The following is a 26695-nucleotide window of genomic DNA, read 5'->3' on the forward strand; positions in this document are numbered from 1 at the left end:
GGAAAACCGATTTCCACACAGGCAACTTTTGCGGCCAAACCGGCGTTTGATTGCCTTGGACTCCCGGAACCGAGGTGCTATCCCAGCCCGGACCTTCAGTGGCCGCCAGGCTCCTTCCCGCGCGGGCGTACATCGCCTCCAAGCGCTTCATTTCAGACGGATTTCAGACATGACGCAGGTCGATCACACCCGTATGGCCAACGCGATCCGCGGCCTCTCGATGGACGCCGTCGAGAAGGCCAAATCGGGCCATCCGGGCCTGCCGATGGGCGCTGCCGACATCGCCACCGTGCTGTTCACCCAGTTCCTGAAATTCGACGCCTCCGCGCCGGCCTGGCCGGATCGCGACCGCTTCGTGCTCTCGGCCGGTCACGGCTCGATGCTGCTCTATTCGCTGCTGTACCTAACCGGCAATTCCGAGATGACGCTGGACCAGATCAAGCAGTTCCGCCAGGTCGATTCGCTCACCCCAGGACACCCCGAGAATTTCCGCACCAGGGGTATCGAGACCACCACCGGCCCGCTCGGCCAGGGCATCTCCACCGCGGTCGGCATGGCGCTCGCCGAGAAGATGCTGGCAGCCGAGTTCGGTAAGAAGATCGTCGACCACCACACTTACGTGCTCGCCTCCGACGGCGACCTGATGGAGGGCGTGTCGCAGGAAGCGATCGCGATGGCCGGGCACTGGAAGCTGAACAAGCTGATCGTGCTCTACGACGACAACGGCATCTCCATCGACGGCCCGACCACGCTCTCCGATTCCGTCGACCAGGTGAAGCGCTTCAAGTCGGCAGGCTGGGCGGCCGAGAAGATCGACGGCCAGAACCAGGCCGCGATCACCGACGCGATCACGCGCGCCAAGAAATCGAACAGGCCGACGCTGATCGCCTGCCGCACCACCATTGGCTTCGGCGCGCCGCACAAGGCCGGCACGTCGAAAGTGCATGGCGAGGCGCTCGGCGCCGACGAGCTCAAGGCCGCCAAGGAAAATCTCGGCATCTCGCTCGAGCCATTCGCGGTCGCCGAGGACGTGCTGAAGGCGTGGCGTGACGCCGGCCGTCGCGGCGCAGCAGCGCGCCAGGAATGGGAAGCACGGCTCGGTGAGCTCGGCAGCCGAAAGCGCGCCGAGTTCGAGCGCCGCCTGCGCCATGAGCGCCCGGCCTCGCTGGCAAAGGCGCTGCGGGCGCACAAGAAGGAGCTGTTGGAAAAGCCGCTGACGGCGGCGACCCGCAAATCGTCGGAGGCGGCGATCGAGGCGATCGCGGCCGCGATGCCGATGGAATTCCTGGCGGGCTCCGCCGACCTCACCGGCTCCAACAACAACAAGGCCAAGTCGGCGACCGCCTTCTCCGCCAAGACGCCGAAGGGCCGCTTCATCCATTACGGCATTCGCGAGCACGGCATGGCCGCCGCGATGAACGGCATCTTCCTGCACGGCGGCTTCGCGCCGAACGGCGCGACCTTCCTGGTGTTCACCGACTACGCACGTCCCGCGATGCGCCTTGCCGCGCTGATGGGCGCCGGCGTCGTCTATGTGATGACGCACGATTCAATCGGCCTCGGCGAAGACGGTCCGACTCATCAACCGGTCGAGCATCTCGCCGCATTACGCGCCATTCCCAACATGCGCGTGTTCCGTCCTTGCGATTCGATCGAGGTCGCCGAGTGCTGGGAGCTCGCGCTCAACCGCGTCGACGGCCCGACCGTGCTGGCGCTGACGCGCCAGAACCTGCCGCAGCTCCGTACCAGCGCACCGAACGACAATCCCTGCGCGGCCGGCGCCTATGAGCTGGTCGCAGCTCAGGGCGAAGCCAAGGTGACGCTGTTCGCCTCCGGCTCAGAGGTGGAGATCGCGGTCGCCGCCCAGAAGCAGCTCGCCAAACGCGGCATCGCGTCACGGGTGGTCTCTGTTCCTTCGCTCGAGCTGTTGTTAGCGCAACCAGAGGCCAAACGCGCCGCGATCATCGGGAACGCGCCGGTCAAGATTGCGATCGAGGCCGCCGTGCGCTGGGGCTGGGACGCCGTGATCGGCCAGGACGGCGAATTCATCGGCATGCATTCCTTCGGCGAAAGCGGTCCTGTCAAGGAGCTCTACAAGCATTTCGGCATCACCGCCGAGGCCGCGGTTAACGCTGTGCTGAAGCGCGTTTCCTGAGAGTTGAGCTTGCCGCAAAAAAGGACTACCTAATCTCCCATATGATCAAGCACCGCCCGGCCGAACCGGGCGCCCGCCCCTAAAAAACCCTCGCAGGCGCACGAAAGCGCGTTGTGCGGGATGACAACGGTCATTGAAGGAGACGAAACATGGCAGTCCGCGTCGGAATTAACGGTTTTGGCCGCATTGGCCGCAACGTCCTGCGGGCTATCGCGGAGTCAGGCCGCAAGGACATCGAGGTGGTCGGCATCAACGACCTCGGCCCGGTCGAGACCAACGCCCATCTGCTCCGTTTCGATAGCGTCCATGGCCGTTTCCCCGGCACGGTCACCGTCGACGGTGACTCGATCAACCTGGGCAATGGCAAGATCAAGGTGACCGCCGAGCGCGATCCCTCGAAGCTGCCCTGGAAAGATCTCGGCGTCGATGTTGCGCTGGAGTGCACCGGCATCTTCACCTCGAAGGACAAGGCGTCTGCGCATCTGACCGCCGGCGCCAAGCGCGTGCTGGTCTCCGCGCCCGCCGACGGCGCCGATGCCACCATCGTCTACGGCGTCAACCACGACACGCTGACCAGGGATCATCTGGTCGTCTCCAACGGCTCCTGCACCACGAACTGCCTCGCGCCGGTCGCCAAGGTGCTGAACGATCTCGTCGGCATCGAGACCGGCTTCATGACCACGATCCACGCCTATACCGGCGACCAACCGACGCTGGACACGCTGCACAAGGATCTCTACCGCGGCCGCGCCGCCGCGATGTCGATGATCCCGACCTCGACCGGCGCCGCCAAGGCGATCGGCCTCGTGCTGCCCGAGCTGAAGGGCAAGCTCGACGGCGTCGCGATCCGCGTGCCGACCCCGAACGTCTCGGTCGTCGACCTCAAGATCGTCGCCAAGCGCGCCACCGACGCCAAGGAGGTCAACGCGGCGATGAAGCGCGCCTCCGAGCAGCAGCTCAAGGGCATCCTCGGCTACACCACCGCGCCGAACGTCTCGATCGACTTCAATCATGACCCGCACTCCTCGACCTTCCACGAGGACCAGACCAAGGTGCAGAACGGCACGCTGGTGCGCGTGATGTCCTGGTACGACAACGAGTGGGGCTTCTCGAACCGTATGGCGGACACCGCCGTCGCGATCGCGAAGGTGATCTAAGGCCGCTCTCGTCCCGGACGCGATGCAGCGTGAAATGCTGCTTCGCAGATCCGGGACCCATTCAACCGCGGGACTCGCCGCAACGTGCGGTCCCGGTTCTGCACAGCGGCACTACGCGCCGCTAGTAGCGCCCGGGACAAGGGGCCTCCAATGACGAAATCATTCCGCACCCTCGACGACGTCGACGTGAAGGGCAAACGCGTATTGCTGCGCGTCGATCTGAACGTACCCATGGAGAATGGGCGCGTCAGCGACGCAACGCGGCTCGAGCGCGTCGCCCCGACCATCAGCGAGATCTCCGACAAAGGCGGCAAGGTCATCCTGCTCGCGCATTTCGGCCGGCCGAAGGGCCGCGATCCCAAGGAATCGCTCAAGCCGGTTGCCGAAGCCCTGTCCAAGGTCGTGAAGAAGCCCGTTGCCTTCGCCGACGACTGCATCGGCGAGCCGGCGGCCAAGGCCGTCGCCAGCTTGAAGGACGGCGACATTCTCTGCCTGGAAAACACCCGCTTCCACAAAGAAGAGGAAAAGAACGATTCCGCCTTCGTCGCGGAACTGGCAAAGCTCGGCGACATCTGGGTCAATGACGCGTTCTCGGCGGCGCACCGCGCCCACGCCTCGACCGAAGGCCTCGGCCACAAGCTGCCGGCCTATGCCGGCCGCACCATGCAGGCCGAGCTCGACGCGCTAGAGAAGGCGCTGGGCTCGCCGACCAAGCCGGTCATCGCGATCATCGGCGGCGCGAAAGTTTCGACCAAAATCGACCTGCTCGAAAACCTCGTCACCAAGGTCGATGCGCTCGTGATTGGCGGCGGCATGGCCAACACCTTCCTGCACGCCCAGGGCGTCGCGGTCGGCAAGTCGCTGGCCGAGAAGGATCTCGCCGCCACTGCGCTGCGCATCATGGAGAAGGCGGAAGCCGCCAATTGCGCCATCATTCTCCCCGTGGACGCCACCGTGGCTTACCATTTCGCCGCCAACGCGCCGTCGCATGCCTATGGGCTTGATGCGATCCCTGCCGACGGCATGATCCTCGACGTCGGCCCGCAATCCATCGTGCGCGTTCACGCCGCGATCGACGATGCGGCGACGCTGGTCTGGAACGGACCGCTCGGCGCCTTCGAGATGCAGCCGTTCGACCGCGGCACGGTCGCGGCCGCCAGGCACGCCGCCGAACGCACCAAGGCGAAGAAGCTGATCTCGATCGCGGGCGGCGGCGACACCGTTGCCGCGCTCAACCAGGCCGGCGTCGCCGGCAGTTTCACCTATGTCTCGACCGCCGGTGGCGCGTTCCTTGAATGGATGGAAGGCAAGCCCCTGCCCGGCGTCGAGGTGCTGCGCATCAAGTAAGCTTTAAGTCGGCAAACATTGAGTGGCCTTGCAGGCCCAAACCGGAGAAAAAGACAGATGGCTCGGATCACGTTACGTCAACTGCTCGACCATGCGGCGGAAAACGATTACGGCGTACCGGCCTTCAACATCAACAACATGGAGCAGGCGCTGGCGATCATGGACGCGGCCAACCAGGTCGACGCGCCTGTCATCATCCAGGCCTCGCGCGGCGCGCGCTCCTACGCCAACGACGTCATGCTCAAGCACATGATGGACGCGGTGACCGAGATCTATCCGCACATTCCGGTCTGCGTGCATCTCGACCACGGCAACGAGCCGGCGACCTGCATGACCGCGATCCAGGCCGGCTTCACCTCGGTGATGATGGACGGCTCGCTCAAGGCCGACGGCAAGACCCCCGGCGACTGGGCCTACAATGTCGGCGTCACCAAGACCGTGACCGACATGGCCCATCTCGGCGGCATCTCGGTCGAAGGCGAACTCGGCGTGCTCGGCTCGCTCGAGACAGGCATGGGCGACAAGGAGGACGGCCACGGCGCCGAAGGCAAGCTCAGCCACGACCAGCTCCTGACCAATCCCGACGAGGCCGTGAAGTTCGTGAAGGAGACCAAGGTCGACGCGCTCGCGATCGCGATGGGCACCTCCCACGGCGCCTACAAGTTCACCCGCAAGCCGGACGGCGACATCCTCGCCATGAACGTGATCGAGGAGATCCACCGCAAGCTGCCGAATACGCATCTCGTGATGCACGGCTCCTCATCGGTGCCGCAGGACCTCCAGGACATCATCAACGCCTATGGCGGCAAGATGAAGCCGACCTGGGGCGTGCCGGTGGCCGAGATCCAGCGCGGCATCAAGAACGGCGTGCGCAAGATCAACATCGACACTGACAACCGCATGGCGATGACCGGCCAGATCCGGAAAGTGCTCAAGGACAATCCGGAGGAGTTCGATCCGCGCAAGTACCTGAAGCCGGCAATGGAGGCGATGACCAAGCTGTGCAAGCAGCGCCTCCAGGAGTTCAATACCGCCGGCCAGGCCTCGAAGATCAAGAAGGTGCTGACCACCGCCGAGATGGCCAAGCGCTACGCCAAGGGCGAGCTCGATCCCCGCGTCGCATAGCGATCGCGCTGGCGTAACGCCCTTAGGCATACCTCCCGTCATTCCGGGACACGCGAAGCGTGGGCCCGGAATCCATAACCACAGCCGGGGGTTATGGATTCCGGGCCTGCGCCTTTCGGCCATCCCGGAATGACAGAAGGCCCTTCACCCTGCGACGAACGTTAACTCGGCAATTGCCCGAGAACGGTCTATTTTCACGGGCAAGGGCAGAATCGTTTTGGGAGGACCTCTCGATGAATCTGACTGAGCTCAACAGGATTGCGACCGCCATGGTCGCGCCCGGCAAGGGCATCCTTGCCGCCGACGAATCCTCCGGCACCATCAAGAAGCGTTTTGACGCAATCGGCGTGGAATCCACGGAAACCAACCGCCGCGACTATCGCGAGATGCTGTTCCGCTCGAAGGAGGCCATGAGCCAGTACATCTCCGGCGTGATCCTCTATGACGAGACGATCTGGCAGGACGCGAAGGATGGCACGCCGCTGATCAGGCTGATCGAGGAGACCGGCGCCATCCCCGGCATCAAGGTCGACGAAGGTACGCAAGCCTTGCCGATGTGCCCGGGCGAACTCGTTACCGTCGGCCTCGATAAGCTCGCCGAGCGCCTGCAGAAATATTACGAGCGCGGCGCGCGCTTTGCCAAATGGCGCGCGGTGATCGACATCGGCAGCGCCATTCCCTCGATGACCGCGATCAGTGTCAACGCCCATGCGCTGGCGCGCTATGCCGCGCTGTGCCAGGCCGCGCAGATCGTGCCGATCGTCGAGCCGGAGGTGCTGATGGATGGCGATCACGACATCGATCAGTGCTATGAGGTGACGCAACGCGTGCTCAACACGACATTTCAGGAGTTGCGCGTGCAACGCGTCGCGCTCGAGGGCATGGTGCTGAAACCGAACATGGCGATCTCAGGCAAGAAGTGCGCGAAACAGGCTTCCGTCGAGGAAGTCGCGGAGAAGACAGTGCGGCTGCTGAAGGCCTGCGTGCCGGCGGCGGTGCCGGGCATCGCCTTCCTCTCCGGCGGCCAGTCCGACGAGGAGGCGACCGCGCATCTCAACGCCATGCACAAGCTTGGCCCGCTGCCCTGGAGCCTGACTTTCTCCTACGGCCGCGCGCTCCAGGCCGCGCCGCAGAAGGCCTGGTCCGGCAAGGCGGAGAACGTCGCGGCCGGACAGCGTGCCTTCAGCCACCGCGCGCGGATGAACGGCCTTGCGTCCAAGGGCGAATGGCAAAGCAGCCTGGAACAGAAGGCAGCCTAGACCTTGTCGAACAAGCCGCCTCCGCCGCGCCCGGCGCCGCGTCTCTATCTCGCGACGCCTGTTGTCGACAATCCGGCATCGCTCGTCGCCGAGCTGCCTGCCCTGCTCGCCTCTGCCGATGTCGCCGCCGTGCTGCTGCGGCTGAAGGAGACCGACCAGCGCACCATGATCTCGCGCATCAAGGCCTTGGCGCCGCCGGTGCAGAAGGCAGGGGCCGCGTTGCTGGTCGACGGTCATGCCGAGCTGGTCGCGCGGGGCGGCGCCGATGGTGCGCACCTTACCGGCCTTGCCGCGCTGGAAGAGGCGGCGCCCTCGCTCAAACCGGATCGCATCGCCGGCGTCGGCGGGCTTGCCACGCGCCACGATTCCATGAGCGCGGGCGAAATAGGCGCCGATTACGTGCTGTTCGGCGAGCCTGACGCCAAGGGGCAGCGTCCGTCGTCACAGGCGATCGCCGAGCGGCTGGACTGGTGGGCCGAGCTGTTCGAGCCGCCTTGCGTCGGCTTTGCCACCTCGCTGGAAGAGGCTTACGACTTCGCCGCCAGCGGCGCTGATTTCGTGCTGGCCGGCGAGTTCATCTGGGCCGATCCGCGCGGGCCCAAGGCCGCGTTGATCGAGGCCGATGCTGCCATCAAGAAGGCCCATGCGACGGCGCCGGCTCGCCAGGAGCACGGCTAGCACCGGACATGAAGCTCCCGCGCATCACCATTTTGGCCACGCTGCTGCTCACAGTGCCTGCGGCCGCGCAGCTCCAGATCACCCCGCCGGCCACAACGCCGAGCGCGGCACCTGAGAAACCGAAGCCGAAGCCGCACGCGCTCACCAACAAGAAGGAGGCTGCACCGGCGCCGAAGCCTTCAGCCTCCCCGAAGCCGGCCCCCTCCTCCAAGCCGGCCCCGGCCGCGACCGTGATCCCCGCGCCGCCGACCGACAATTCCAATGTCGATCTGGTGTTCGGCGCCTACCAGCGCGGGCAGTACAAGACGGCGTTCGAGCTCGCCACCGCCCGCGCGCAAGGAGGCGATCCCAAGGCGATGACCATGCTCGGCGAGCTCTATTCCAACGCCATGGGCATCCGCCGCGACTACGCCAAGGCGCAGGAATGGTACAAGCGCGCTGCGGACGCCGGCGACCGCGAGGCGATGTTCGCGCTCGCCATGCTGCGCATCTCCGGCCGCGGCGGCCCGGTCGACAAGGCCGAAGCGGTCAAGCTGATGGCGTCCGCCGCCAAGCTCGGCGAGCCGAAGGCGGCCTATAACCTCGCTTTGCTGTATCTCGACGGCCAGACGCTACCGCAGGACGTCAAGCGGTCCGCCGAGCTGCTGCGCCAAGCCGCCGATGCCGGCCTTCCCGAGGCGCAATACGCGCTCGCGACCTTCTACAAGGAAGGCACCGGTGTGCCGAAGGACCCCGAACGGGCCGTGCGGCTGCTCCAAGCCGCTTCGCTCGCCGACAATGTCGATGCCGAAGTCGAATATGCCATCGCCATGTTCAACGGCACCGGCACGCCGCAGAACCAGCCGGGGGCTGTCGCGTTGCTCCGCAAGGCATCCCGCCAGGGCAGCGCGATCGCGCAGAACCGGCTGGCCTGGGTGCTGATCAACGGCATGGGCACGTCCGTGGACAAGATCGAAGGCTTCAAATGGCACCTGGTGGCCAAGACCGCCGGCAAGGGTGACCCGGAGCTCGACAAGCAATTGTCCGATCTGCCGGCCGAAGACCGGGCCAAGGCCGAGGCCGCGGCCAAGAAATGGCTTGGGACCAAATGACTTGACCTTGGCGCCCTCGCAGGGCACCCCATCCCTTAACAGGCGCGATTTCGCGCCATTTCCCCCCGATCAAGACCAGAGCTCATGCTGTACTCCGCAACGATCAATGTCATGGTGAAGGCTGCGCGTCGCGCCGGCCGCAGCCTCAAGCGCGATCTCGGCGAGATCGAGCATCTTCAGGTCTCGCTGAAGGGCCCGGCGAATTTCGTCTCGCTCGCCGACAAGCGGGCCGAGGAGATCCTCTACCAGGACCTCGCCAAGGCGCGGCCCGGCTACGGTTTCATCGGCGAAGAGGGCGGCACTCGCGAAGGCAGTGACAAGAGCCATACCTGGATCGTCGATCCCTTGGACGGCACCACCAACTTCCTGCACGGCATCCCGCAATTCGCGATCTCGATCGGCCTTGCACGCGAGGGCACGGTCATCGCGGGCGTGATCTACAACCCCGCTAACGACGAGCTCTACATCGCCGAGCGCGGCAAGGGCGCCTTCCTCAATGACCAGCGGCTGCGCGTGGCCGGCCGCCGCCAGCTCAACGAATGCGTGGTGGCCTGCGGCCTGCCCCATCTCGGCCGCGGCGACCACGAGGAATTCCGCCGCGAGATGACCGCGATCCAGGACCGCGTCGCTGGCCTGCGCCGCTTCGGCGCCGCCTCGCTCGACCTCGCCTTCGTCGCCGCCGGCCGTCTCGACGGCTATTGGGAACGGAATCTGTCACCCTGGGACATCGCGGCCGGCCAGATCATGGTGCGGGAAGCCGGCGGCACGGTGAGCGATATCGACACGCCCGGCGATGCGCTGGTGACCGGACATCTCGTGTGCGGGAACGAGTTCGTGCACGGGGAGCTTGTGAAGATCTTGCGGAAGTCGGCGTAAGGTGCCGCCACAGCGACGCTGCGCTCCCTCGCCCCGCAACCGGGCGAGGTAAGGGATGTGACGCGACCTGCTTAGTGTCGAACCGGCGCCGGCGGCCCGTAGGCCTCGCCTTCCTTCGCCGCCACCGGCTCCCGATCCCCGCCCAACACGCGCTGCACCGAGACGAAGAACACCGGCACCATCAAGAGCGCCAGGATCACCACCGCGATCATGCCGCCCATCACGACGGAGCCGAGCGCTTGCTGGCTGGCGCCGCCGGCGCCGTGGGCGATCGCCATCGGCAGCACGCCGCAGATGAAGGCGAGGCCGGTCATCAGGATCGGGCGGAAGCGCAGGCGGCAAGCCTCGATGGTGGCCTCCACCAGCGGCTTGCCCTCCTTGCGCAGATCTTTCGCGAACTCGATGATCAGGATCGCGTCCTTTGCGGCAAGGCCAATGATGGTGATCAGGCCGACGGTGAAGTAGACGTCGTTGGGCAAGCTCCGCAGCGTCGCTGCGACGACCGCGCCGACGATGCCCAGCGGCACGGTGAGCAGCACCGCGAGCGGAATGGTCCAGCTTTCATAGAGTGCGGCAAGGCACAGGAACACCACGAACACCGACAGCGCCAGCAGGAACGGCGCCTGCGAGCCCGAGAGCTTCTCCTGGAGTGACTGCCCCGTCCATTCATAACCAAAGCCGCGCGGCAACCTGCCGGCGAGCCGCTCCATCTCGGCGATCGCATCGCCCGAGGTGAAGCCGGGTTTCGCCTCGCCGGAGATGCGCACAGCCGGGTAGTAGTTGAAGCCGGCGATCTGCGTCGGCCCCCGCGCCCATTCCACCGTGGCGAACGAGGAGAACGGCACCAGCTGGCCGCGGCTGTTCTTGACGTTGTAGTTGAGGATGTCCTCGGTCCGCATGCGGTCGCGGGCGTCGGCCTGCACCACGACGCGCTGCATGCGGCCGCGGTTCGGGAAGTCGTTGATGTAGTTCGAGCCGAGATTGGTCGAGATCGTGTTGTTGATGTCCTCGAAGGTGACGCCGAAGGCGCCGGCCTTCTCGCGGTCGATCACGAGATTGACCACGCCGGCCTCGGGCAGGCCTTCGATATAGACCTTCTGCAGCACGGGGCTCGCATTGGCTTCGGCGATCAGTTGATCCGCGGCGCGCATCAATTGCTGATAGCCCTTCTGGCCGCGGTCCTGGAGACGGAACGAGAAGCCCGAGGAATTGCCGAGATTGTCGATCGGCGGCGGCTGGAGCGCTGAGATCTTTGCATCGCGAACGGAAGACGACAGGTCGCGGTTGATGTCGTTGACGATCGCGGCGGCGGAGTCCTTTGGCCCGCGTTCCGACCAGTCCTTCAAGGTGATGAACGCCTGCGCGGTGTTCATGCCCTGGCCGGAGAAGCTGAAGCCGGTGAGGAAGGTGACGTTGTCGACGCCCGGCCGCTGTGCCAGATATTTTTCCACCTTTTCGATCACGGCTTCGGTGCGCGCGTAGGACGAATCCGACGGCGTCTGCACGTCGGTGGTGACGAAGCCCTGATCGTCGACGGGCAGGAAGCCGCCGGGCAGGTTGATGAAGGCCCAGGACAAGCCGACCAGCAGCGCGGCGTAGACCAGCATCAGACGGCCGGTCCGCTTCAGCGAGAATCCGACGGTTCGGGAATAGCGCTCCTTGCCGCCTTCGAGCATGCGGTTGAACCAGCCGAACACGCCCCTCTTCGCGTGACCGTGGCCGGCCTCGACGGGCTTGAGCAGGGTCGCGCACAGCGCCGGCGTCAGCGACAGCGCCAGGAAGGCGGAGAAGCCGATCGCTGCGACCATGGTCACCGAGAACTGGCGATAGATGATGCCGACCGAGCCCGGGAAGAATGCCATCGGCACGAACACCGCCATCAACACCAACGTGATGCCGATGATGGCGCCGGTGATCTGCGACATGGCTTTCCGCGTCGCTTCCTTCGGCGGCAGGCCTTCCTCGGCCATGATGCGTTCGACGTTCTCGACCACGACGATGGCGTCGTCGACGAGGATGCCGACCGCGAGCACCATGCCGAACATCGAAAGCATGTTGATGGAGTAGCCGGCAAGCAGCAGCGTGGAGCAGGCCCCGAGCAACGCCACCGGCACCACGATGGTCGGAATGATGGTGTAGCGGATGTTCTGGAGAAACAAGAACATCACCACGAAGACCAGCACCACGGCCTCGACCAGCGTCGACAGCACCTTCTTGATCGAGGCTTCGACCACCGGCGTGATGTTGTAGGGAATCTCGTAGGTGATGTTCGCCGGAAAGAAGCGCGACAGCTCCTTCATCTTCGCTTCGACCGCGCTCGCGGTTGCCAGCGCGTTGCCGGTCGGCGACATCAGCACCGACAGGCCGGCGGTCGGCTTGCCGTCGAGGCGCGTGTTGAACTGGTAGCTGAGGCCGCCGACCTCGATACGTGCGACGTCGCGCAGGCGCACGGTCGACCCGTCGGCATTGGCGCGCAGGATGATGGCGCCGAACTCGTCCGGGGACGAGAGCTGGCCTTTGACCAGCACCAGCGCGGAGGTGCGCTGGCTCGACGTCGACGGCTCCGCGCCGATGCTGCCCGAGGCGACCTGCGCGTTCTGCGCGGCGATGGCCTTGTTGACGTCGTCGGCGGTCAGCCCATAACCGACGAGCTTGGCCGGATCGACCCAGACGCGCAAGCTGCGCTCGGTCGAGTAGAGCGTGGCGCGGCCGACGCCGGGAATGCGGCGGATCTCACCGAGCACGTTGCGGATCATGAAGTCGCCGAGGCCGACCTCATCGAGGCTGCCGTCGGTCGAGTTCAGTGTGATGATCTGAAGCACCGCGCTGGAGGCTTCCTCGATCAAGATGCCCTGCTGCATCACGGCGCGCGGCAGGCGCGCCTCGACGCGCTTGATGCGGTTCTGCACCTCGACCGAGGCCGCGCTGGTATCGGTGCCCGGCTGGAAATTCGCGATGATCTCGACCTGGCCGAGCGAGTCGCTGGTCGATTCGAAGTTGAGGATGTTGGCCGCGCCGTTGAGCTCCTCCTCGATCAGCCGCGTGACGCTGTTGTAGAGGTTCTCCGGGGAGGCGCCGGGATAGCTGGTCGAAACCGAGATCGAGGGCGGCGCGATGATCGGATATTGCGCGATCGGCAGCAGCGGAACCGCAATCGCACCGATCAAGCAGATGAATAGCGCAACCACCCAGGCGAAAATCGGCCTGTCGATGAAGAAACTCGGCATGGCGCGTTACCGCGTGAGCTTCTGGGCGTGCCGGTTGTCCGCAGTCGCGTCCGCCTCCGACCAGGATTGCGGTTTGACCTTGTCGCCGGCCGCGAATTTCTGGAAGCCTTCGACCACGACCTTGTCTCCGGCCTTCAGGCCTTCGGTGACGAACCAGAGTCCGTCCTGCACCGAGCCGGTGCGCACCGCCTGCACCGCGATGTGGTTGTCGTCCTTGACGACGAAGACCTCGCTGCCGCCGCCGCCATTGCGCTGGATCGCCTGCTGCGGCACCGCGATCGCGTCGCTATCGAGACCCTGATCGATGCGAACGCGGACATACATGCCCGGCAGGAGCTCGCGCTTGGGATTGGGGAACTCGCCGCGCAGCGTCACCTGGCCGGTATGGGCATCGACCTTGGCGTCGGAAAACAGCAGCTTGCCGTCGAGCGAATAGATGGTGTTGTCATCGAGCACGAGGCGCACCTTGGCGGCGTCGGCCGCAATACGCTCGAGATCGCCGCTTTCGAAGGCGCGCCGGAGCTGGTTGAGCTCGGTCACCGACTGGGTGAAATCGGCATAAATCGGATCGAGCTGCTGGATGCTGGCGAGATTGGTCTCGTTCTGCACGACGAGCGCGCCCTCGCTGACCAGCGCCGCACCGACGACGCCGTCGATCGGCGCGCGCACGGTGGCGTAATCGAGGTTGAGTTTTGCGCGCGCGAGTTCGGCCTTGCGGCCTTCGACCTCGGCCTGGGCCTGCCGCTCGGCGGCGATTGCCTTTTCGTTCTCGGCCTCCGGCGCGGCGCGATCCTTGGTGAGCGCAGCGACGCGGCGTGCCTGCTGGTGCGCTTGCATCGCAGCAGCCTCGGCCTTGGCGACCGCGGCCTCGTTGGCCATCACCTCGACCTCGAATGGGCGTGGATCGATGCGGTAGAGCGGATCGCCCGCCTTCACTTCGCTGCCTTGCCGGAACAGGCGCTCGACCACGATGCCGGAGACGCGCGGCCGCACGTCGGAGACGCGGGTCGGCGCGATGCGGCCCGGCAGCTCACGCACCACCGCACGGGGCTGCGGCTTGACGACGACGATGCTGACGTCAGGATCGGCCGGCGGGGCGGCGGACACGGCGGAGCTGGACTCCTCGCAGCCCGCCAGCAGCGGCGCTAAGGCCGCGAGCATCATTGCAACGCATGCCGATCGCGCACGAAGTCCTGACATGAAGTGGGGTGCCCCGATGTTGTTGAAACTGATCATGCTCGCGCGAGGCCCGTTCTGGGCCTTTTACACGCGGCTGATGCCGCCAAAATAGAATGCATCTGCTGCGATGCAACGCATGGCGCGGGCGGCTCATTGTCACACAGCGTATGGTGTTGAGTTGAGGCGCTTTTTGCCCTGTCACTTGATTGTGAGTCGGGGTCCACCGCCGCGTGCTGCGACGGAACATCGCAATTACTCGGCGGCCTTCATCCGGTAGTGGCTGACGCCCCATTCGGTTCCATCAGCGTAGCCGAACAGGCCCGACGTCGCGAGGAGAAACCAGCGCCAGCGCCGCATCCAGAGTGCGGTCTCCTCGCCATAGACCTTGCGCAACGCGGCCTCGATGGTGTCGCGATGCGCATCGAAATTGGCGAGCCAGTCATTCGCGGTGTGTTGGTAATGCGCGCCGCTCCAGCACCATTCCTTCTCGATTGCGAAGATGTCGTCGAATTGCCTGACGAGGTGATGGCTCGGCATCAATCCGCCCCGTGAAGGCGTGCTGCGCGATCCAATCCTCGCGATTCGCTGGGTTGAACAGATGGGAGCCGGAGCGATGAGTGACCACATGCATGAAGAAGCGTCCGTCGGGCGCGAGCCATGCGCGCAGGCGTGTCATCAGCTTGCGCCAGTTCATCATGTGCTCGAACGTCTCGACCGAGATGATGCGGTCGAACTGCCCCTCGGGCGCGAACACGTTCATGTCGGCGATCACGACCCGCAGGTTCGACAGCCCGCGCCGCCGCGCCTCATCCTCGACATAAGCGCGCTCCGCCTGCGAGGCCGACACGGCCGTCACCTTCGCGTGCGGAAACTGCCGCGCGATCCGCAGCGATAGCGAGCCCCAGCCGCAGCCGAGCTCGAGGATGGTCTGCCCGTCGGCAAGACCGGCATGCTCGACGGTCTGGCGTAGAGCCTCCTCCTCCGCCTCCTGCAAGGAGGTCGCGTCGGTTTTGTAGAAACAGCAGGAAAATTTGCGGTTGGGGCCGAGCACTTGCGCGAAGAACGAAGCAGGCACCTGGTCGTGCCGGCCGCCGGCAGCATCGGCGTCCTCGGCGATCGGCCGCAGCATCATCCGCCCGGCGAAGGCGGCATCGTCGACCGCCCCCAGCGTGGACAGGCGCGTCGCCGTGCGCGAGCACAGGCGCTGGATCGCGGCACGAATCACGACGTCCGGTAACGGCACACGTTCGGCAGTCCCGATGATCGCGGAAACGACGCTCATGCGGCCCCCGAATGGCGAGCTCTTGCAGACACCTGCCTATCAAAGCGCGGCTTCCGGCCCAGGTTCCCCAAGCTCTCCCCGAAATCGGCGCATCCGGCGCTTTTTTTGGGCTGGCGCTGTGCCATAGTGTGCGCCGCAAGCAAGCTTCGTAACGGATGATATCGGCCATGCCGTCTGGCACTTCCCGCTCCACCATGGATATCGAGTACACAAAACTGTCCTCGCCCAGCGTCTTCCTGGTGCGGATGCTGGTCTTCCTGGTTCTGTGTACGCTGGTCGGCGTGGTGCTCTACAAGCAGATCATCCAAGCCTTCTTCGCCAATCCCGGCCTTAATGCCCTGATCGGGGCGGTGCTGTTCATCGGCATCGTGCTGGCCTTTCGTCAGGTCATTCGGCTCTATCCCGAAGTCTCCTGGGTCAACAATTTCCGCATCGCCGATCCCGGCCTGGCGCCGGCCCGGCACCCGAAGCTGCTGGCGCCGATGGCGGCGATCCTCGGCGGCGAGCGCTCGGGGCGGATGACGATCACCCAGACCACGATGCGGCATCTGCTCGATTCGATCGCGACCCGCCTGGACGAAGCCCGGGACATCTCCCGCTACATGACCGGCCTGCTCGTCTTTCTCGGCCTGCTCGGCACCTTCTGGGGCCTGATCGAGACGGTCGGCTCGGTCGGCAAGGTGATCGACGGCCTCAAGGTCGGTGGCGATGCCGGCGCGCTGTTCGACACCTTGAAGGAAGGCCTCGCCGCCCCGCTCGGCGGCATGGGCATCTCGTTCTCCAGTTCGCTGTTTGGCCTCGCCGGCTCGCTGATCCTCGGCTTCCTCGACCTGCAATCGAGCCAGGCGCAGAACCGCTTCTACACCGACCTGGAAGACTGGCTCGCCAGCACCGTGCGCGAATATGGCAATGGCGAAGTGGCGGTCGCTTCCGGCGGCGGTGGCGTCGCCAGCGGCGAGCTCCAGGCCGCGGTCGAGCGGCTGCGCTCCGTGTTCGAGGAAGGCAGCGCCAGCCGCGGCACTACCGCGGCGATGGCGAGCCTTGCCGAAGCGATCCAGGCGCTGGTCTCGCACATGCGCACCGAGCAGCAGATGATCCGCGAATGGGCCGACGGCCAGGGCGAGCAGAACCGCGAGATCCGGCGCCTGCTCGAGCGCCTCGCCCGCCAGCCCGAGAAGAGTTGAGCAGCTAATACGGAAAGGCGATCATGGCTCTTGCCCGCGCCCGCCGCAGCGAAGGCACCTTCAACTACTGGCCCGGATTCGTCGACGCCTTGTCGACCCTGGTGCTGTCGATCGTGTTCCTGCTGTCGGTCTTCCTGGTTGTGCAGTTCTTCCTGTCGCAGGAGGTCACCGGCAAGGACAAGGCGCTGGAGCAGCTCAACGCCAAGATCGCGCAGCTCAACGAGCTCCTGTCGCTGGAGAAGCTCGGCAAGCTCACGCTCGACGACCAGGTCTCGCAACTGAAGGCGGGACTTGCCTCGGCCGAATCCGAGCGCGACCGCATCAAGGGCCTCTATGAGGGGCTCGCCAATGCCGGCAACGACGCGCAAGGCAAGACCGCCGAGCTCGGCAAGGCACTGGACTCCGAGAAAGCGGTCTCGGCGCGGGCGCTGGCGCAGATCGAGGTGCTGAACCAGCAGATCAGCGCGCTCAGGCGGCAATTGGCGGCACTTGAAGAGGCGCTGGATGCCTCCGAGAAGCGCGACAAGGAATCGCAGAACCGGATCGCTGACCTCGGTTCTCGCTTGAATGTTGCTTTGGCGCAGCGCGTGCAGGAATTGTCGCGCTACCGCTCGGAATTCTTCGGGCGCCTGCGCGCCATCCTCGGCAACCGCCCCGACATCCGGATCGTCGGCGACCGCTTCGTGTTCCAGTCCGAAGTGTTCTTCGATACCGGACAGGCGACCTTGCTGCCCGAAGGCCGCGCCGAGCTCGACACCTTGGCGGCAGCGCTGATCGAGCTCGACAAGAAGATCCCGAGCGAGATCCCGTGGGTGCTGCGCGTCGACGGCCACACCGATGTGCGTCCGGTCAATGGCCCGAACTTCAAGTCGAACTGGGAACTGTCGGCCGCCCGCTCCATTTCGGTGGTGCAGTACCTGGTCTCGCTCGGCGTGCCGGCCCAGCGCCTCGTCGCCGCCGGCTTCGGCGAATTCCAGCCGCTCGATCCCGGCAACACCGAGGAGGCCTATAAGCGCAACCGCCGCATCGAGTTGAAGCTGACGGAGCGGTAGTGAGCGCCCTCCGCCTCCGCCCCTACCGACCCGAGGACGAGGCGGCCACGATCGACCTCTGGCATCGCACCTGGCAGCAGGCCTATCCGCAGATCGATTTCGCGGCGCGGCTGGACTGGTGGCGGGAGCGCTGGCGCAAGGACCTGGTGCCGAAAGCCTCTATCGTCGTCGCCGAGCAGGATGGCGCGCTCAGCGGCTTCGTCACCATCGACGATGACGGCTATCTCGACCAGCTCGTGGTCGATCCCGCGCACTGGGGCTCGGATGCAGCCAGGCTGCTGGTGGAAGAAGCCAAGCGGCTGTCGCCCTCAGGCGTTACGCTGCTCGTCAACAAGGACAACGCCCGCGCCATCCGCTTCTACGAGCGCAACGGCTTTGCCCATGCCGGCGACGATGTGAACCCGACCTCGGGGCGGCCGGTGCTGAAGATGGCGTGGCGGGCGTGAGGCCCGTCACGCCGGGATCCCGCGACGTTCGTTAGTCGTTGTAGTCAGAGCAGCGATGACAAGCGGATGAAGACGATCGATGAAGCTGCGCGATCTGGCCAAGGGTTGCTCGGTTTTTCTGGCCGTCATCGTCGCCGGATATGTGTCGACGGCCTATGTCGACCAGCGCTTTGCGACGCAGGTCAACACAACGAGTTCTCCGGCGAGCAGCCCTGCGCCATCGGCCTGCGTCGATAATGACGGCAGCTGGAAGAACTGGCCGTGGCCGAACGTGCCGGCGCTCTCGCCGAAGTGCCGGTAAAGACGGCTCCTTCACCGCTGTCATTACCCGCGCAGGCGTGTGATCCAGTATTCCAGAGACAGCACTTGAACCGAGACGCCGCGGCGTACTGGATCGCCCGCTTTCGCGGGCGATGACACTGTGGGTGGGGGCAGCGATCGCTGCGCCTCACGTCGATCGCTCAGGCTCTCACGCCCCCTCGAACTGCAACCGCGCCAGCCTCGCGTAAAGCCCGTTCGCTGCCACGAGTTCGGCATGCGTGCCCTGCTCGACGATCCTGCCCTGGTCCATCACCAGGATGCGGTCGCAGGACAAGACGGTGGCGAGGCGATGGGCGATCACCAGCGTGGTGCGGTGGCGCATCAGCTCTTCCAGCGCGGTCTGCACCAGCGTTTCGCTTTCAGCATCGAGCGCGGAGGTGGCTTCATCCAGCAGCAGCAGCGGCGCATCGCGCAGGATGGCGCGCGCGATGGCGATGCGCTGGCGCTGGCCGCCGGAGAGCGTCACGCCGCGCTCGCCGAGCGCCGTCTCGAAGCCTTCGGGCAGCCGGCGGATGAACTCGGCGGCATGCGCGAGCTCGGCGGCGCGCTCGACCTCGGCATCGGTCGCATCCGGCCGGCCGAAGCGGATGTTCTCGCGAGCGCTTGCCGCAAACACCACCGAGTCTTGCGGCACCAGCGCGATGCGGGCGCGAACATCGCGCGGGTCGGCGGATCTGACCGGCACGCCGTCGAGCGAGATCGCGCCGCTGCGCGGATCGTAGAAGCGCAGCAGCAGATGAAAGATCGTGCTCTTGCCGGCGCCGGACGGACCGACGATCGCGACCTTCTCGCCCGGATGCACGGTGAACGACACCGCATCGAGCACGTTAACGTCGCGCCGCGCAGGATAGGCGAAGCTGACCCGATCGAAGCCGACCTCGCCGCGCGCCGGCATTGGCAAGGCGCGAGGCGCGGCGGGCGCGGTGATCTCGGGTCTTACATGCAAGATCTCGAACAGGCGCTCGGCAGCACCGGATGCCGCCGACACTTCGCCCCAAACCTCGCTGAGCTGGCCGAGTCCCGCCGCGGCGAACACGGCATAGAGCACGAACTGGCCGAGCCGACCGGGCGTGATCGCACCGGTGAGCACGTCATGCGAGCCGATCCAGAGGATCGCGACAACGCTTGCGAACACGATGAAAATGATGATGGCGGTGAGCACGGCGCGGGCCTGGGTCGAGGTGCGCGCCGCCTCATAAGCCTGCTCGACATTGCCGCCGAAGCGCTTCTCGGCGAACTGCTCGCTGGTATAGGCCTGCACGGTGCGGATCGCCCCGATCAGCTCGCCGGCATAGGCGGAGGCATCGGCGAGCGTGTCCTGCGCATTGCGCGACAGCCGCCGTACCCAGCGCCCGAAAGCCACCAGCGGCAGCACGATCAAAGGTATGGCCAACAGCACGAAGCCTGACAATTTCGGGCTGGTGATCACCATCATCGCGGCGGCGCCGAGAAACATCATCAGATTGCGCAGCGCGATCGACACCGAGGCGCCGACGGCGGATTTGATCTGGGTGGTGTCGGCGGTGAGCCGCGAGATCAGCTCGCCGCTGCGCGCGGAGTCGAAGAAGGTCGGCGAAAGCGACAGCAGATGCCCGAACACGTCGCGCCTGAGGTCGGCGACGATGCGCTCGCCGATCGTCATCACGAGGTAGTAGCGCGCCGCGCTCGCCAGCGCGAGCACGGCAACCACCGCAAGCATCACCGAGAAGTAGCTGTTGATCAGCTCGATGCCCTCGGGCGTCAGGCCGAAATCGATCATCCGGCGCACCGCGACCGGCACCAGCAGCATGGTCAGTGCGGCGACAGTCAGCGCGAGGAAGGCCAGTGCCGCGCGGCCGCGATAGCGGCTGATATAGGGCGCGAGCGCGAGCAGCGGCCGCAGCTTGGCGCGGCCCTTGGCGGGCTGCTCGATCAGATCGGCCTCGATCGATGAGGTGTCGGCGGAATTCAGTTGGGAATTCACTTGGGAATTCACCTGGGAATTCATTTCAGGCTGATCGACATATTGGTCATCAAGCCGTTCCACTGCGCTCATGAGATCCGACCCATTGCATTCGTTTGCTCCCAATAGGCCGGAGCAAGGGTACTGGCAAATCCGGGATGTCCCTTAGGGGAAGCCCGGTTCACCGCCCGCGATGGCTTGTTTTGCAGGGGGTGGTGAGGTATAGAGCCGGCCAAATCCGTCATTCGCTAGCCACCCAAGAAGGCGCCGGGGCGCCGAGGAATTGCCATGAAAGCCGAAATTCACCCGAACTATCATACGATTAAGGTCGTTATGACCGACGGAACCGAGTACCTGACCCGCTCGACCTGGGGCAAGGAAGGCGACACGCTGAACCTCGACATCGACCCGAAATCGCACCCGGCCTGGACCGGCGGCAACGCCCAGCTCATGGACCGCGGCGGCCGCGTCTCGCGCTTCCAGAAGAAGTTTTCGGGCTTTCTCAAAAAGGATTGATCCGGCTGCAGGCTGGAGACGAAAAACGCCCCTGGGAGACCGGGGGCGTTTTTGTTTTCTATCACGCTGTCGTTCCGGGGCGGCTCGGAGAGCCGAACCTGGAATTTCGAGATTCCGGGCACGATGCTCACGCATCGCCCCGGAATGACGCTGAGACCCCTACCGCTCGAACGCAGCCTTCAGCGCGTTGAGGTGCGGCACCAGCGGGTTGCCGATCGCGACGTGGTCGGCGGGCGGGGTGTGGATGGTGGTGTCGAGGCGGCGCACGCGGGTCTGAAGGCTCATCGAGCGGTGGATCAGGTCCTGGAGCTGCGCGGGCAGCTTCTCGATGGTGTCGGCGGGGCCCGGATCGGCGGCGGTCAGCTTCACCTTGGTCTTCTCGCGATTGGCCTGGCTCAGCGTCATCTCGCCTTCTTTCACCGCGCGGTGCAGCAGCAGCCACGAGGCGAGCTGCATCAGGCGGGTCGTGAGACGCATGCTCTCGGTTGCATAAGTCAGGCTAACGGCACGGTCGAGCGCCTTGGCCTCCGTGCGCCCGGCGCCGTCGAGATAGGCGGCGGTTTCCTCGACGAGGTCCATGCCCTCGCGGAACAGGACGCCGAACGCCGCAGAATTGGTGAACCGCTCGCTGAGTTGAACGAGAGCGCCGTCGGCTTGCAAACGTTCCATGGTTAACGCCCCTTACGCAACTGTCTGACTGTCCGGCTTGGCGCCGGCTTATGATGAACAAATCATTGCCCGGGCAGGACGCCGAGTCCAGCCACAAGCGCGGATATGGTTTCCGCGGGTCTTTCCCAGGGATTCAACCGTAACGAGACGCAAAAAGGCGGAGTGGAGGCAAAAAAAGAGCCGCCGGAGACCGGCGGCTTTGAAAGTTGATAACAGGGAGGCGTCAAACAGAGTGGACAGGAGCCACTCGGTGTCCAAACGAGGACAGTTCCAGTCATAAACCCGAAAGCTTAATCTGAAGTAAACGAGCTAATTTTTTGAGAGTTCGTTAGCCATGTCGGCCAATGGCTGAGTGGGGTCTCGTGCCCCGGACGCTGTGCCGCACGAACGCCCTCACCCGTCATTCCGGACGCGACGAAGTCGCGAGCTATGATGCGCAATTGCGCATCTGAGAATCCATAAGCGCGGACGGATGGAGCGGCCCGCCTCTATCAGAGTGCCCGCTTCGATTTCCTGGGGTTATGGATTCCGGGCTCGGCGCTGACGCGCCGCCCCGGAATGACGGCGAAGAGATGAAGAGATTACGACTTGAAAACACTGTTCGCCGCATCGCGCGAGGCGCGCTTCTTGGTGGCGGCTTCTTCCAGCCTTGCGATCTCGGTCTTGAGCAGGATGACGCGCTCGGTTAGTTCCTCGACCGACAAGAGTGAGAGATCCTGTCCGATTTCATGGCTGATCTTCTTGCGCGGCCGGTCGTCGTCTTCCATCGGCATCGTCGTTCCTCCTGCGTTCGCGGCTGAGGCGGTTGCCAGCTTGGAGCGCGCTGGCTAAGCAATGGCCTCGTTCCCATTTCCGCACCTTTGCTCAAGGACACATCATGGACAAGCTGCCCGCGCAAATGACCGTGGTCGCTATCTCCCAGCCCGGCGGACCGGAGGTGCTGGTGCCGGAACAACGGGCCGTGCCGCAGCCCGGTCCTGACGAGATCCTGGTCAAGGTCGAGGCCGCCGGCGTCAACCGGCCCGACGTCGCGCAGCGCTCCGGCGCCTATCCGCCGCCGCCCGGCGCCAGCGACTTGCCGGGCCTGGAGATCGCGGGCGAAGTGGTGGCGGTCGGCAGCAATGCCAAGCGGCACAAGGTTGGTGACAAGGTGATGTCGCTCGTCGCCGGCGGTGGTTATGCGCAGTACTGCATCGCGCAGGACGCCCATGCCATGAGCGTGCCGCCGTCGCTGTCGATCAAGGAAGCCGGCGCACTGCCGGAAACTCTGATGACGGTCTGGCACAACGTGTTCGAACGCGGCGGCCTCAAGGCCGGCGAGACGCTGCTGATCCATGGCGGCTCCTCCGGCATCGGCACCATGGCGATCCAGCTCGCCAAAGCGTTCGGCGCAAAAGTGTTCGTCACCGTGGGGTCGCAGGACAAGATCGATGCCTGCCTCAAGCTGGGTGCCGACCGCGCCATCAATTACAAAACTGAAGACTTCGTCGCCGTGATCAAGGAAGAGACCAACAAGGCCGGCGTCAACCTGATCCTCGACATGGTCGCCGGCGATTATGTCGATCGCAACTATGACGCCGCCGCAGTTGACGGCCGCATCGTCCAGATCGCGACCCTCAACGGCCCCAAGGTCAACGTCAACGTTGCCAAGGTGATGGTGAAGCGCCTCACCCATACCGGCTCGACGCTGCGCCCCCGTAGTAATGCGGACAAGGCGGCGATGGTGGCCGCGATCGAGGCGAAAGTGATGCCGCTTTTGCGTGAAGGGCGCATCAAGCCGCTGATGGACAGCACTTTCCCGCTGGAAAAGGCAGCCGATGCGCACCGGCGCATGGAGACGAGCGCACATATTGGCAAAATTGTGTTGGAGGTGTAGGCCGCCGGCCCACAGGGCAAGGCGGAAACCCTTTGATTTTCCTCGCTTTCGTGGCATCTATCGCGACGCACCGAACCAATTCTGTCCGGTCTGAAATCGCCTTGCACTCGAAGTTTGCGTCGAACGCGGAGAACTGACCTTGCGTCTGATCAGGTGCCTCGCGCCCATCGCGCTGGGCCTCATGATGCTCGTTGCCGCGTCCCCTGCACGCGCGCTCGACGCTGTCAGCGTTCGCAGTGACGCGCCCGCGATCGATCTCACCGGTGTGCTCGAGCATCAGCGCAGCGATGCTGATCGCATCCAGGTTTCGACCGCGCCCGGCACCGACGGCATCGTCCGCCGCATCGAGGTGCGCGCCCGCGAAGGCGGCCAGAACTGGGTGGTGTTCGCCCTCGCCAACAACACCGACGACCAGCTCGACCGCCTGATCGTCGCTCCGCATTACCGCATCGTCTCGTCAGGGCTGCTCTGGCCCGACCTCGGTCTGTCGCGCATCGCCACCATCACGCCTTCGACCGGTGACCGGCCCGAGCGGCAGGAAAGTCCGACCGCCGATGTCTTCCGCATCACGCTCGACCCCGGCGCCGTCATCACCTTCGTTGCCGAGCTGCGCACCGACAAGCTGCCGCAGCTCTATCTGTGGGAGCCGGAAGCTTACAAGGACAAGGTCAACTCGTTCACGCTCTACCAGGGCATCGTGATCGGCATCTCCGGCTTGCTCGCCTTAGTGCTGACCATTCTGTTCGTGGTGAAGGGCAGCATCATGTTCCCGGCCGCCGCGGCGCTAGCATGGGCGGTGCTGGTCTATATCGGCGTCGATTTCGGCTTCTGGGGCAAGGTGCTCGACATGTCGAACAACGCCGAGCGCATCTGGCGCGCAGCGGGCGAAGCGATCCTGGCGGCGACGCTGCTGGTGTTCCTGTTTGCCTATCTCAACCTCAGTCGCTGGCATGTGCGCTATTCGCACATCACGGTGGGCTGGCTCGCCTTCCTGGGATCGCTGGTGGCGCTTGCGTTATTCGATCCGGCGGTCGCCTCCGGCATCGCGCGTATCTCGCTGGTGCTGATCGCCTTCGCCGGCTTCGCGCTGATCGTCTATCTCTCCACCCACGGCTTCGACCGCGCGGTGCTGCTGATCCCGACCTGGTTCCTCCTGGTGGTCTGGGTCGTGGCGGCCGGTATGACGGTCGCCGGCTCCGTTACCAACGACATCGTCGGCCCGGCCCTGCTCGGCGGCCTCGTGCTGATCGTGATGCTGATCGGCTTCACGGTGATGCAGCACGCCTTCGCCGGCGGCGGCGCCTCGACCGGTGTCGTCTCCGACATCGAACGGAGGGCGCTGGCGCTGGCCGGCTCCGGCGATCTGATCTGGGACTGGGACGTCTCCGCCGACAAGGTCTTCACCAGTCCCGAGACCGAGGCCCTGCTCGGCCTCAAGCGCGGCACGCTGGAAGGCCCCGCTGCCTCGTGGCTCGAAGTGCTGCACCCGCTCGATCAGGATCGCTTCCGCGCCGCGCTGGACAGCGTGCTCGACCAGCGCCGCGGCCGCCTGGTGCAGGATTTCCGCCTGCGTACGCCGGACGGCCACTTCATGTGGTTCGCGCTGAAGGCGCGCCCGGTGGTCGGCTCCGACGGCGAGGTCTCGCGCGTGGTCGGCACGCTCACCGACGTCACCGAGCTGCGCAACGCCGAAGAGCGCCTGCTGCACGATTCCGTGCATGACAACCTCACCGGCCTGCCCAACCGAAAACTGTTCATGGACCGGCTGGGTGCGGTGGCGCATTTCGCCAAGACCATGCCGACGCTGCGACCGACGCTGATGGTGATCGACCTCGACCGCTTCAAGCAGGTCAACGATTCCGTCGGCATCGCGGTCGGCGATTCCATCCTGCTGACGCTCGCCCGCCGCCTCACCCGCATCCTGAAGCCGCAAGACACGCTGGCACGGATGGCCGGCGACCAGTTCGGCCTGATCCTGCTCTCGGAGCAGGACCCCGCCCGCATCACCGCCTTCGCCGAGACCATCCGCAAGACCATCCGCGCCCCGATCGCCTTCAACGATCGCGAGATCTTCCTCACGGCCTCGATCGGCCTCGCTTTGTCTGATCCGCAGACCCAATTGACGGACGAGATCATCAAGGACGCCGAGCTCGCGATGTATCACTCCAAGCGCATCGGCGGCGACCGCATCGACGTCTACAAGCCGGCAATGCGTGCGCGGAAGACCGACCGGCTGACGCTGGAGAGCGAATTGCGCCGCGCCATCGAGCGGCAGGAGATCACGATCCTGTACCAGCCGATCGTGCGGCTGGAGGATCGTTCGATCGCCGGCTTCGAGGCGTTGGCGCGCTGGGACCACCCGAAGCTCGGGCGCATGGCGCCTTCGGAATTCATCACCATCGCGGAAGAGACCGGGCTGATCGTCGACCTCGGCATGTTCGTGCTCGACCAGACCGCAAAGCAGCTCGCGGTGTGGCAGCGCGCGATGCGCTCGCGCGAGCCGATCTTCGCCTCCGTCAACGTGTCGTCGCGGCAGCTGCTGCGCCACGATCTGATCCACGACATCCGTACCGTGCTGTCGCGCTCCTCGGTCGCGCGCGGCACGCTGAAGCTGGAATTGACGGAATCGCTGGTGATGGAGAATCCGGAGCATGCGGCGCAGATGCTGACGCGCATCCGCGAGCTCGGCACCGGGCTGTCGCTCGACGATTTCGGCACCGGCCATTCCTCGCTGGCCTATCTCCAGCGCTTCCCGTTCGACACCATCAAGATCGACCAGTCCTTCGTGCGCACCACCAACCGCGGCACGCGCCCGGTGATCCTGAAATCGATCATCGCGCTCGCGCATGACCTCGGCATGGACGTGGTGGCCGAAGGCGCCGAGACCGATTCCGACGCGGTCGAGCTCTACCAGATGGGCTGCGAATACGCGCAGGGCTTTGCCTTCGGGGAGCCGATGGATGCCGATGCCGCGATGCGGCTGCTGACGGAAATGCGGCTGGAAGCGGCGAGCTGAGCGTTCTCTTCTTCCTCCATCGTTTCGAAAAAAGGTGGCGCGACCTCTCTTACCCTCCCCTGGAGGGCAGGGCTATCGCGCGTAGCGCGAGCGGGGTGGGGTGATCTCTCCACTCGGGCAGTGTTCGCGGCGGAGAGACTGTCACCCCACCCCGCTACGCATTCCGCTTCGCTACATGCGTAGCGACCCTCCCCCTCCAGGGCAGGGCTATCGCATGTGGCCGAGGAGCTCAAAAAGAAAGGCATCGTTCCACCCGGCGCGCTTGAGCTTGAGGCGCAAGGAGATGGTGGTGTCAGG

20 protein-coding genes and 1 pseudogene are annotated in these 26695 nt (G+C 65.2%); 15 read left to right on the forward strand and 6 right to left on the reverse strand.

The window, feature by feature from the left end:
- The first annotated feature begins 169 nt into the window (after window positions 1-169).
- From tkt to IVA92_RS26190, 8 genes are all read left to right on the forward strand, one after another.
- Window positions 170-2155 carry a transketolase gene (gene tkt / locus IVA92_RS26155; RefSeq protein ID WP_247278096.1) on the forward strand — a complete coding sequence of 662 codons (1986 nt, stop codon included), beginning with the start codon at window positions 170-172 and terminating at the stop codon, window positions 2153-2155.
- 149 nt (window positions 2156-2304) lie between these two features.
- Window positions 2305-3312: a type I glyceraldehyde-3-phosphate dehydrogenase gene (gap, locus tag IVA92_RS26160; protein ID WP_247278095.1), complete on the forward strand. Its 1008-nt coding sequence runs from the start codon at window positions 2305-2307 to the stop codon at window positions 3310-3312.
- A 150-nt stretch (window positions 3313-3462) separates the two neighbouring features.
- Complete coding sequence (locus tag IVA92_RS26165) at window positions 3463-4659, forward strand: phosphoglycerate kinase (protein ID WP_247278094.1); 1197 nt, start codon at window positions 3463-3465, stop codon at window positions 4657-4659.
- Window positions 4660-4716: 57 nt separating this feature from the next.
- A complete protein-coding gene (fba, locus tag IVA92_RS26170) occupies window positions 4717-5784 on the forward strand; it encodes a class II fructose-bisphosphate aldolase (protein ID WP_247278093.1) in 1068 nt (355 codons plus the stop codon).
- Window positions 5785-6017: 233 nt separating this feature from the next.
- Window positions 6018-7043 (forward strand): class I fructose-bisphosphate aldolase, encoded by a 1026-nt coding sequence (locus IVA92_RS26175; RefSeq protein WP_247278092.1) that lies wholly within the window; start codon window positions 6018-6020, stop codon window positions 7041-7043.
- Window positions 7044-7046: 3 nt separating this feature from the next.
- Entirely contained in the window at window positions 7047-7721 is a 675-nt protein-coding gene (locus IVA92_RS26180; protein ID WP_247278091.1) for a thiamine phosphate synthase, read from the forward strand.
- Window positions 7722-7729: 8 nt separating this feature from the next.
- Window positions 7730-8812: a tetratricopeptide repeat protein gene (locus IVA92_RS26185; RefSeq protein ID WP_247278090.1), complete on the forward strand. Its 1083-nt coding sequence runs from the start codon at window positions 7730-7732 to the stop codon at window positions 8810-8812.
- 84 nt (window positions 8813-8896) lie between these two features.
- Window positions 8897-9688, forward strand: coding sequence for an inositol monophosphatase family protein (locus IVA92_RS26190; RefSeq protein ID WP_247278089.1), 792 nt, complete (start codon window positions 8897-8899; stop codon window positions 9686-9688).
- 71 nt (window positions 9689-9759) lie between these two features.
- On the opposite strand, the gene IVA92_RS26195 is transcribed toward IVA92_RS26190, so the two are convergent.
- The 3 genes and pseudogenes from IVA92_RS26195 to IVA92_RS26205 all read right to left on the reverse strand — a co-directional run bounded on the left by IVA92_RS26195 (window position 9760) and on the right by IVA92_RS26205 (window position 15376).
- Window positions 9760-12915: a multidrug efflux RND transporter permease subunit gene (locus tag IVA92_RS26195; protein ID WP_247278088.1), complete on the reverse strand. Its 3156-nt coding sequence runs from the start codon at window positions 12913-12915 to the stop codon at window positions 9760-9762.
- 6 nt (window positions 12916-12921) lie between these two features.
- Complete coding sequence (locus IVA92_RS26200) at window positions 12922-14115, reverse strand: efflux RND transporter periplasmic adaptor subunit (RefSeq protein ID WP_247278087.1); 1194 nt, start codon at window positions 14113-14115, stop codon at window positions 12922-12924.
- Between the two features lie 231 nt (window positions 14116-14346).
- Window positions 14347-15376, reverse strand: a pseudogene (locus tag IVA92_RS26205) (cyclopropane-fatty-acyl-phospholipid synthase family protein).
- A gap of 167 nt (window positions 15377-15543) precedes the next feature.
- On the opposite strand from IVA92_RS26205, the gene IVA92_RS26210 reads away from it, so the two are divergent.
- The 4 genes from IVA92_RS26210 to IVA92_RS26225 all read left to right on the forward strand — a co-directional run bounded on the left by IVA92_RS26210 (window position 15544) and on the right by IVA92_RS26225 (window position 18359).
- On the forward strand, window positions 15544-16560 hold the full coding sequence (locus tag IVA92_RS26210) for a flagellar motor protein MotA (RefSeq protein ID WP_247278086.1): 1017 nt from the start codon (window positions 15544-15546) through the stop codon (window positions 16558-16560).
- A gap of 23 nt (window positions 16561-16583) precedes the next feature.
- Complete coding sequence (locus tag IVA92_RS26215; RefSeq protein WP_247278085.1) at window positions 16584-17612, forward strand: peptidoglycan -binding protein; 1029 nt, start codon at window positions 16584-16586, stop codon at window positions 17610-17612.
- A complete protein-coding gene (locus IVA92_RS26220; RefSeq protein ID WP_247278084.1) occupies window positions 17612-18058 on the forward strand; it encodes a GNAT family N-acetyltransferase in 447 nt (148 codons plus the stop codon). The genes IVA92_RS26215 and IVA92_RS26220 overlap by 1 nt, the downstream gene beginning before the upstream one ends.
- 79 nt (window positions 18059-18137) lie before the next feature.
- A complete protein-coding gene (locus tag IVA92_RS26225; RefSeq protein WP_247278083.1) occupies window positions 18138-18359 on the forward strand; it encodes a hypothetical protein in 222 nt (73 codons plus the stop codon).
- A gap of 168 nt (window positions 18360-18527) precedes the next feature.
- Here IVA92_RS26225 and IVA92_RS26230 read toward each other — a convergent pair whose 3' ends face one another.
- Window positions 18528-20366, reverse strand: coding sequence for an ABC transporter ATP-binding protein/permease (locus IVA92_RS26230; protein ID WP_247278113.1), 1839 nt, complete (start codon window positions 20364-20366; stop codon window positions 18528-18530).
- A 243-nt stretch (window positions 20367-20609) separates the two neighbouring features.
- Between IVA92_RS26230 and rpmE the strand changes: the two genes are divergently transcribed.
- Window positions 20610-20837, forward strand: a complete 228-nt coding sequence (gene rpmE / locus IVA92_RS26235; RefSeq protein WP_007599895.1) for a 50S ribosomal protein L31 — start codon at window positions 20610-20612, stop codon at window positions 20835-20837.
- A gap of 159 nt (window positions 20838-20996) precedes the next feature.
- Here the strand turns inward: rpmE and IVA92_RS26240 are convergent, their stop codons facing one another.
- Entirely contained in the window at window positions 20997-21506 is a 510-nt protein-coding gene (locus IVA92_RS26240) for a DUF1465 family protein (protein ID WP_247278082.1), read from the reverse strand.
- Window positions 21507-22087: 581 nt separating this feature from the next.
- Window positions 22088-22279: a DUF1192 domain-containing protein gene (locus IVA92_RS26245; RefSeq protein WP_247278081.1), complete on the reverse strand. Its 192-nt coding sequence runs from the start codon at window positions 22277-22279 to the stop codon at window positions 22088-22090.
- Between the two features lie 104 nt (window positions 22280-22383).
- Between IVA92_RS26245 and IVA92_RS26250 the strand changes: the two genes are divergently transcribed.
- Together IVA92_RS26250 and IVA92_RS26255 are read left to right on the forward strand one after the other, a co-directional pair.
- The gene (locus IVA92_RS26250; protein WP_247278080.1) at window positions 22384-23382 is read left to right on the forward strand and encodes an NAD(P)H-quinone oxidoreductase; all 999 of its coding nucleotides are present in this window, start codon (window positions 22384-22386) and stop codon (window positions 23380-23382) included.
- 139 nt (window positions 23383-23521) lie between these two features.
- The gene (locus tag IVA92_RS26255; RefSeq protein WP_247278079.1) at window positions 23522-26398 is read left to right on the forward strand and encodes an EAL domain-containing protein; all 2877 of its coding nucleotides are present in this window, start codon (window positions 23522-23524) and stop codon (window positions 26396-26398) included.
- Window positions 26399-26695: the final 297 nt, after the last annotated feature.

Source organism: Bradyrhizobium sp. 154, assembly GCF_023073875.1.
Lineage (GTDB): Bacteria > Pseudomonadota > Alphaproteobacteria > Rhizobiales > Xanthobacteraceae > Bradyrhizobium.

Bases quoted from the DNA above. Each gene is read 5' to 3' on its own strand.
- IVA92_RS26190 (WP_247278089.1), top strand. From the start codon at position 8,897: ATGCTGTACTCCGCAACGATCAATGTCATGGTGAAGGCTGCGCGTCGC.
- rpmE (WP_007599895.1), top strand. From the start codon at position 20,610: ATGAAAGCCGAAATTCACCCGAACTATCATACGATTAAGGTCGTTATG.
- IVA92_RS26230 (WP_247278113.1), bottom strand. From the start codon at position 20,366: ATGAATTCCCAGGTGAATTCCCAAGTGAATTCCCAACTGAATTCCGCC.
- IVA92_RS26245 (WP_247278081.1), bottom strand. From the start codon at position 22,279: ATGCCGATGGAAGACGACGACCGGCCGCGCAAGAAGATCAGCCATGAA.
- IVA92_RS26175 (WP_247278092.1), top strand. From the start codon at position 6,018: ATGAATCTGACTGAGCTCAACAGGATTGCGACCGCCATGGTCGCGCCC.
- IVA92_RS26185 (WP_247278090.1), top strand. From the start codon at position 7,730: ATGAAGCTCCCGCGCATCACCATTTTGGCCACGCTGCTGCTCACAGTG.
- fba (WP_247278093.1), top strand. From the start codon at position 4,717: ATGGCTCGGATCACGTTACGTCAACTGCTCGACCATGCGGCGGAAAAC.
- tkt (WP_247278096.1), top strand. From the start codon at position 170: ATGACGCAGGTCGATCACACCCGTATGGCCAACGCGATCCGCGGCCTC.
- IVA92_RS26215 (WP_247278085.1), top strand. From the start codon at position 16,584: ATGGCTCTTGCCCGCGCCCGCCGCAGCGAAGGCACCTTCAACTACTGG.
- gap (WP_247278095.1), top strand. From the start codon at position 2,305: ATGGCAGTCCGCGTCGGAATTAACGGTTTTGGCCGCATTGGCCGCAAC.
- IVA92_RS26165 (WP_247278094.1), top strand. From the start codon at position 3,463: ATGACGAAATCATTCCGCACCCTCGACGACGTCGACGTGAAGGGCAAA.
- IVA92_RS26240 (WP_247278082.1), bottom strand. From the start codon at position 21,506: ATGGAACGTTTGCAAGCCGACGGCGCTCTCGTTCAACTCAGCGAGCGG.
- IVA92_RS26210 (WP_247278086.1), top strand. From the start codon at position 15,544: ATGCCGTCTGGCACTTCCCGCTCCACCATGGATATCGAGTACACAAAA.
- IVA92_RS26195 (WP_247278088.1), bottom strand. From the start codon at position 12,915: ATGCCGAGTTTCTTCATCGACAGGCCGATTTTCGCCTGGGTGGTTGCG.
- IVA92_RS26250 (WP_247278080.1), top strand. From the start codon at position 22,384: ATGGACAAGCTGCCCGCGCAAATGACCGTGGTCGCTATCTCCCAGCCC.
- IVA92_RS26225 (WP_247278083.1), top strand. From the start codon at position 18,138: ATGAAGCTGCGCGATCTGGCCAAGGGTTGCTCGGTTTTTCTGGCCGTC.
- IVA92_RS26200 (WP_247278087.1), bottom strand. From the start codon at position 14,115: ATGTCAGGACTTCGTGCGCGATCGGCATGCGTTGCAATGATGCTCGCG.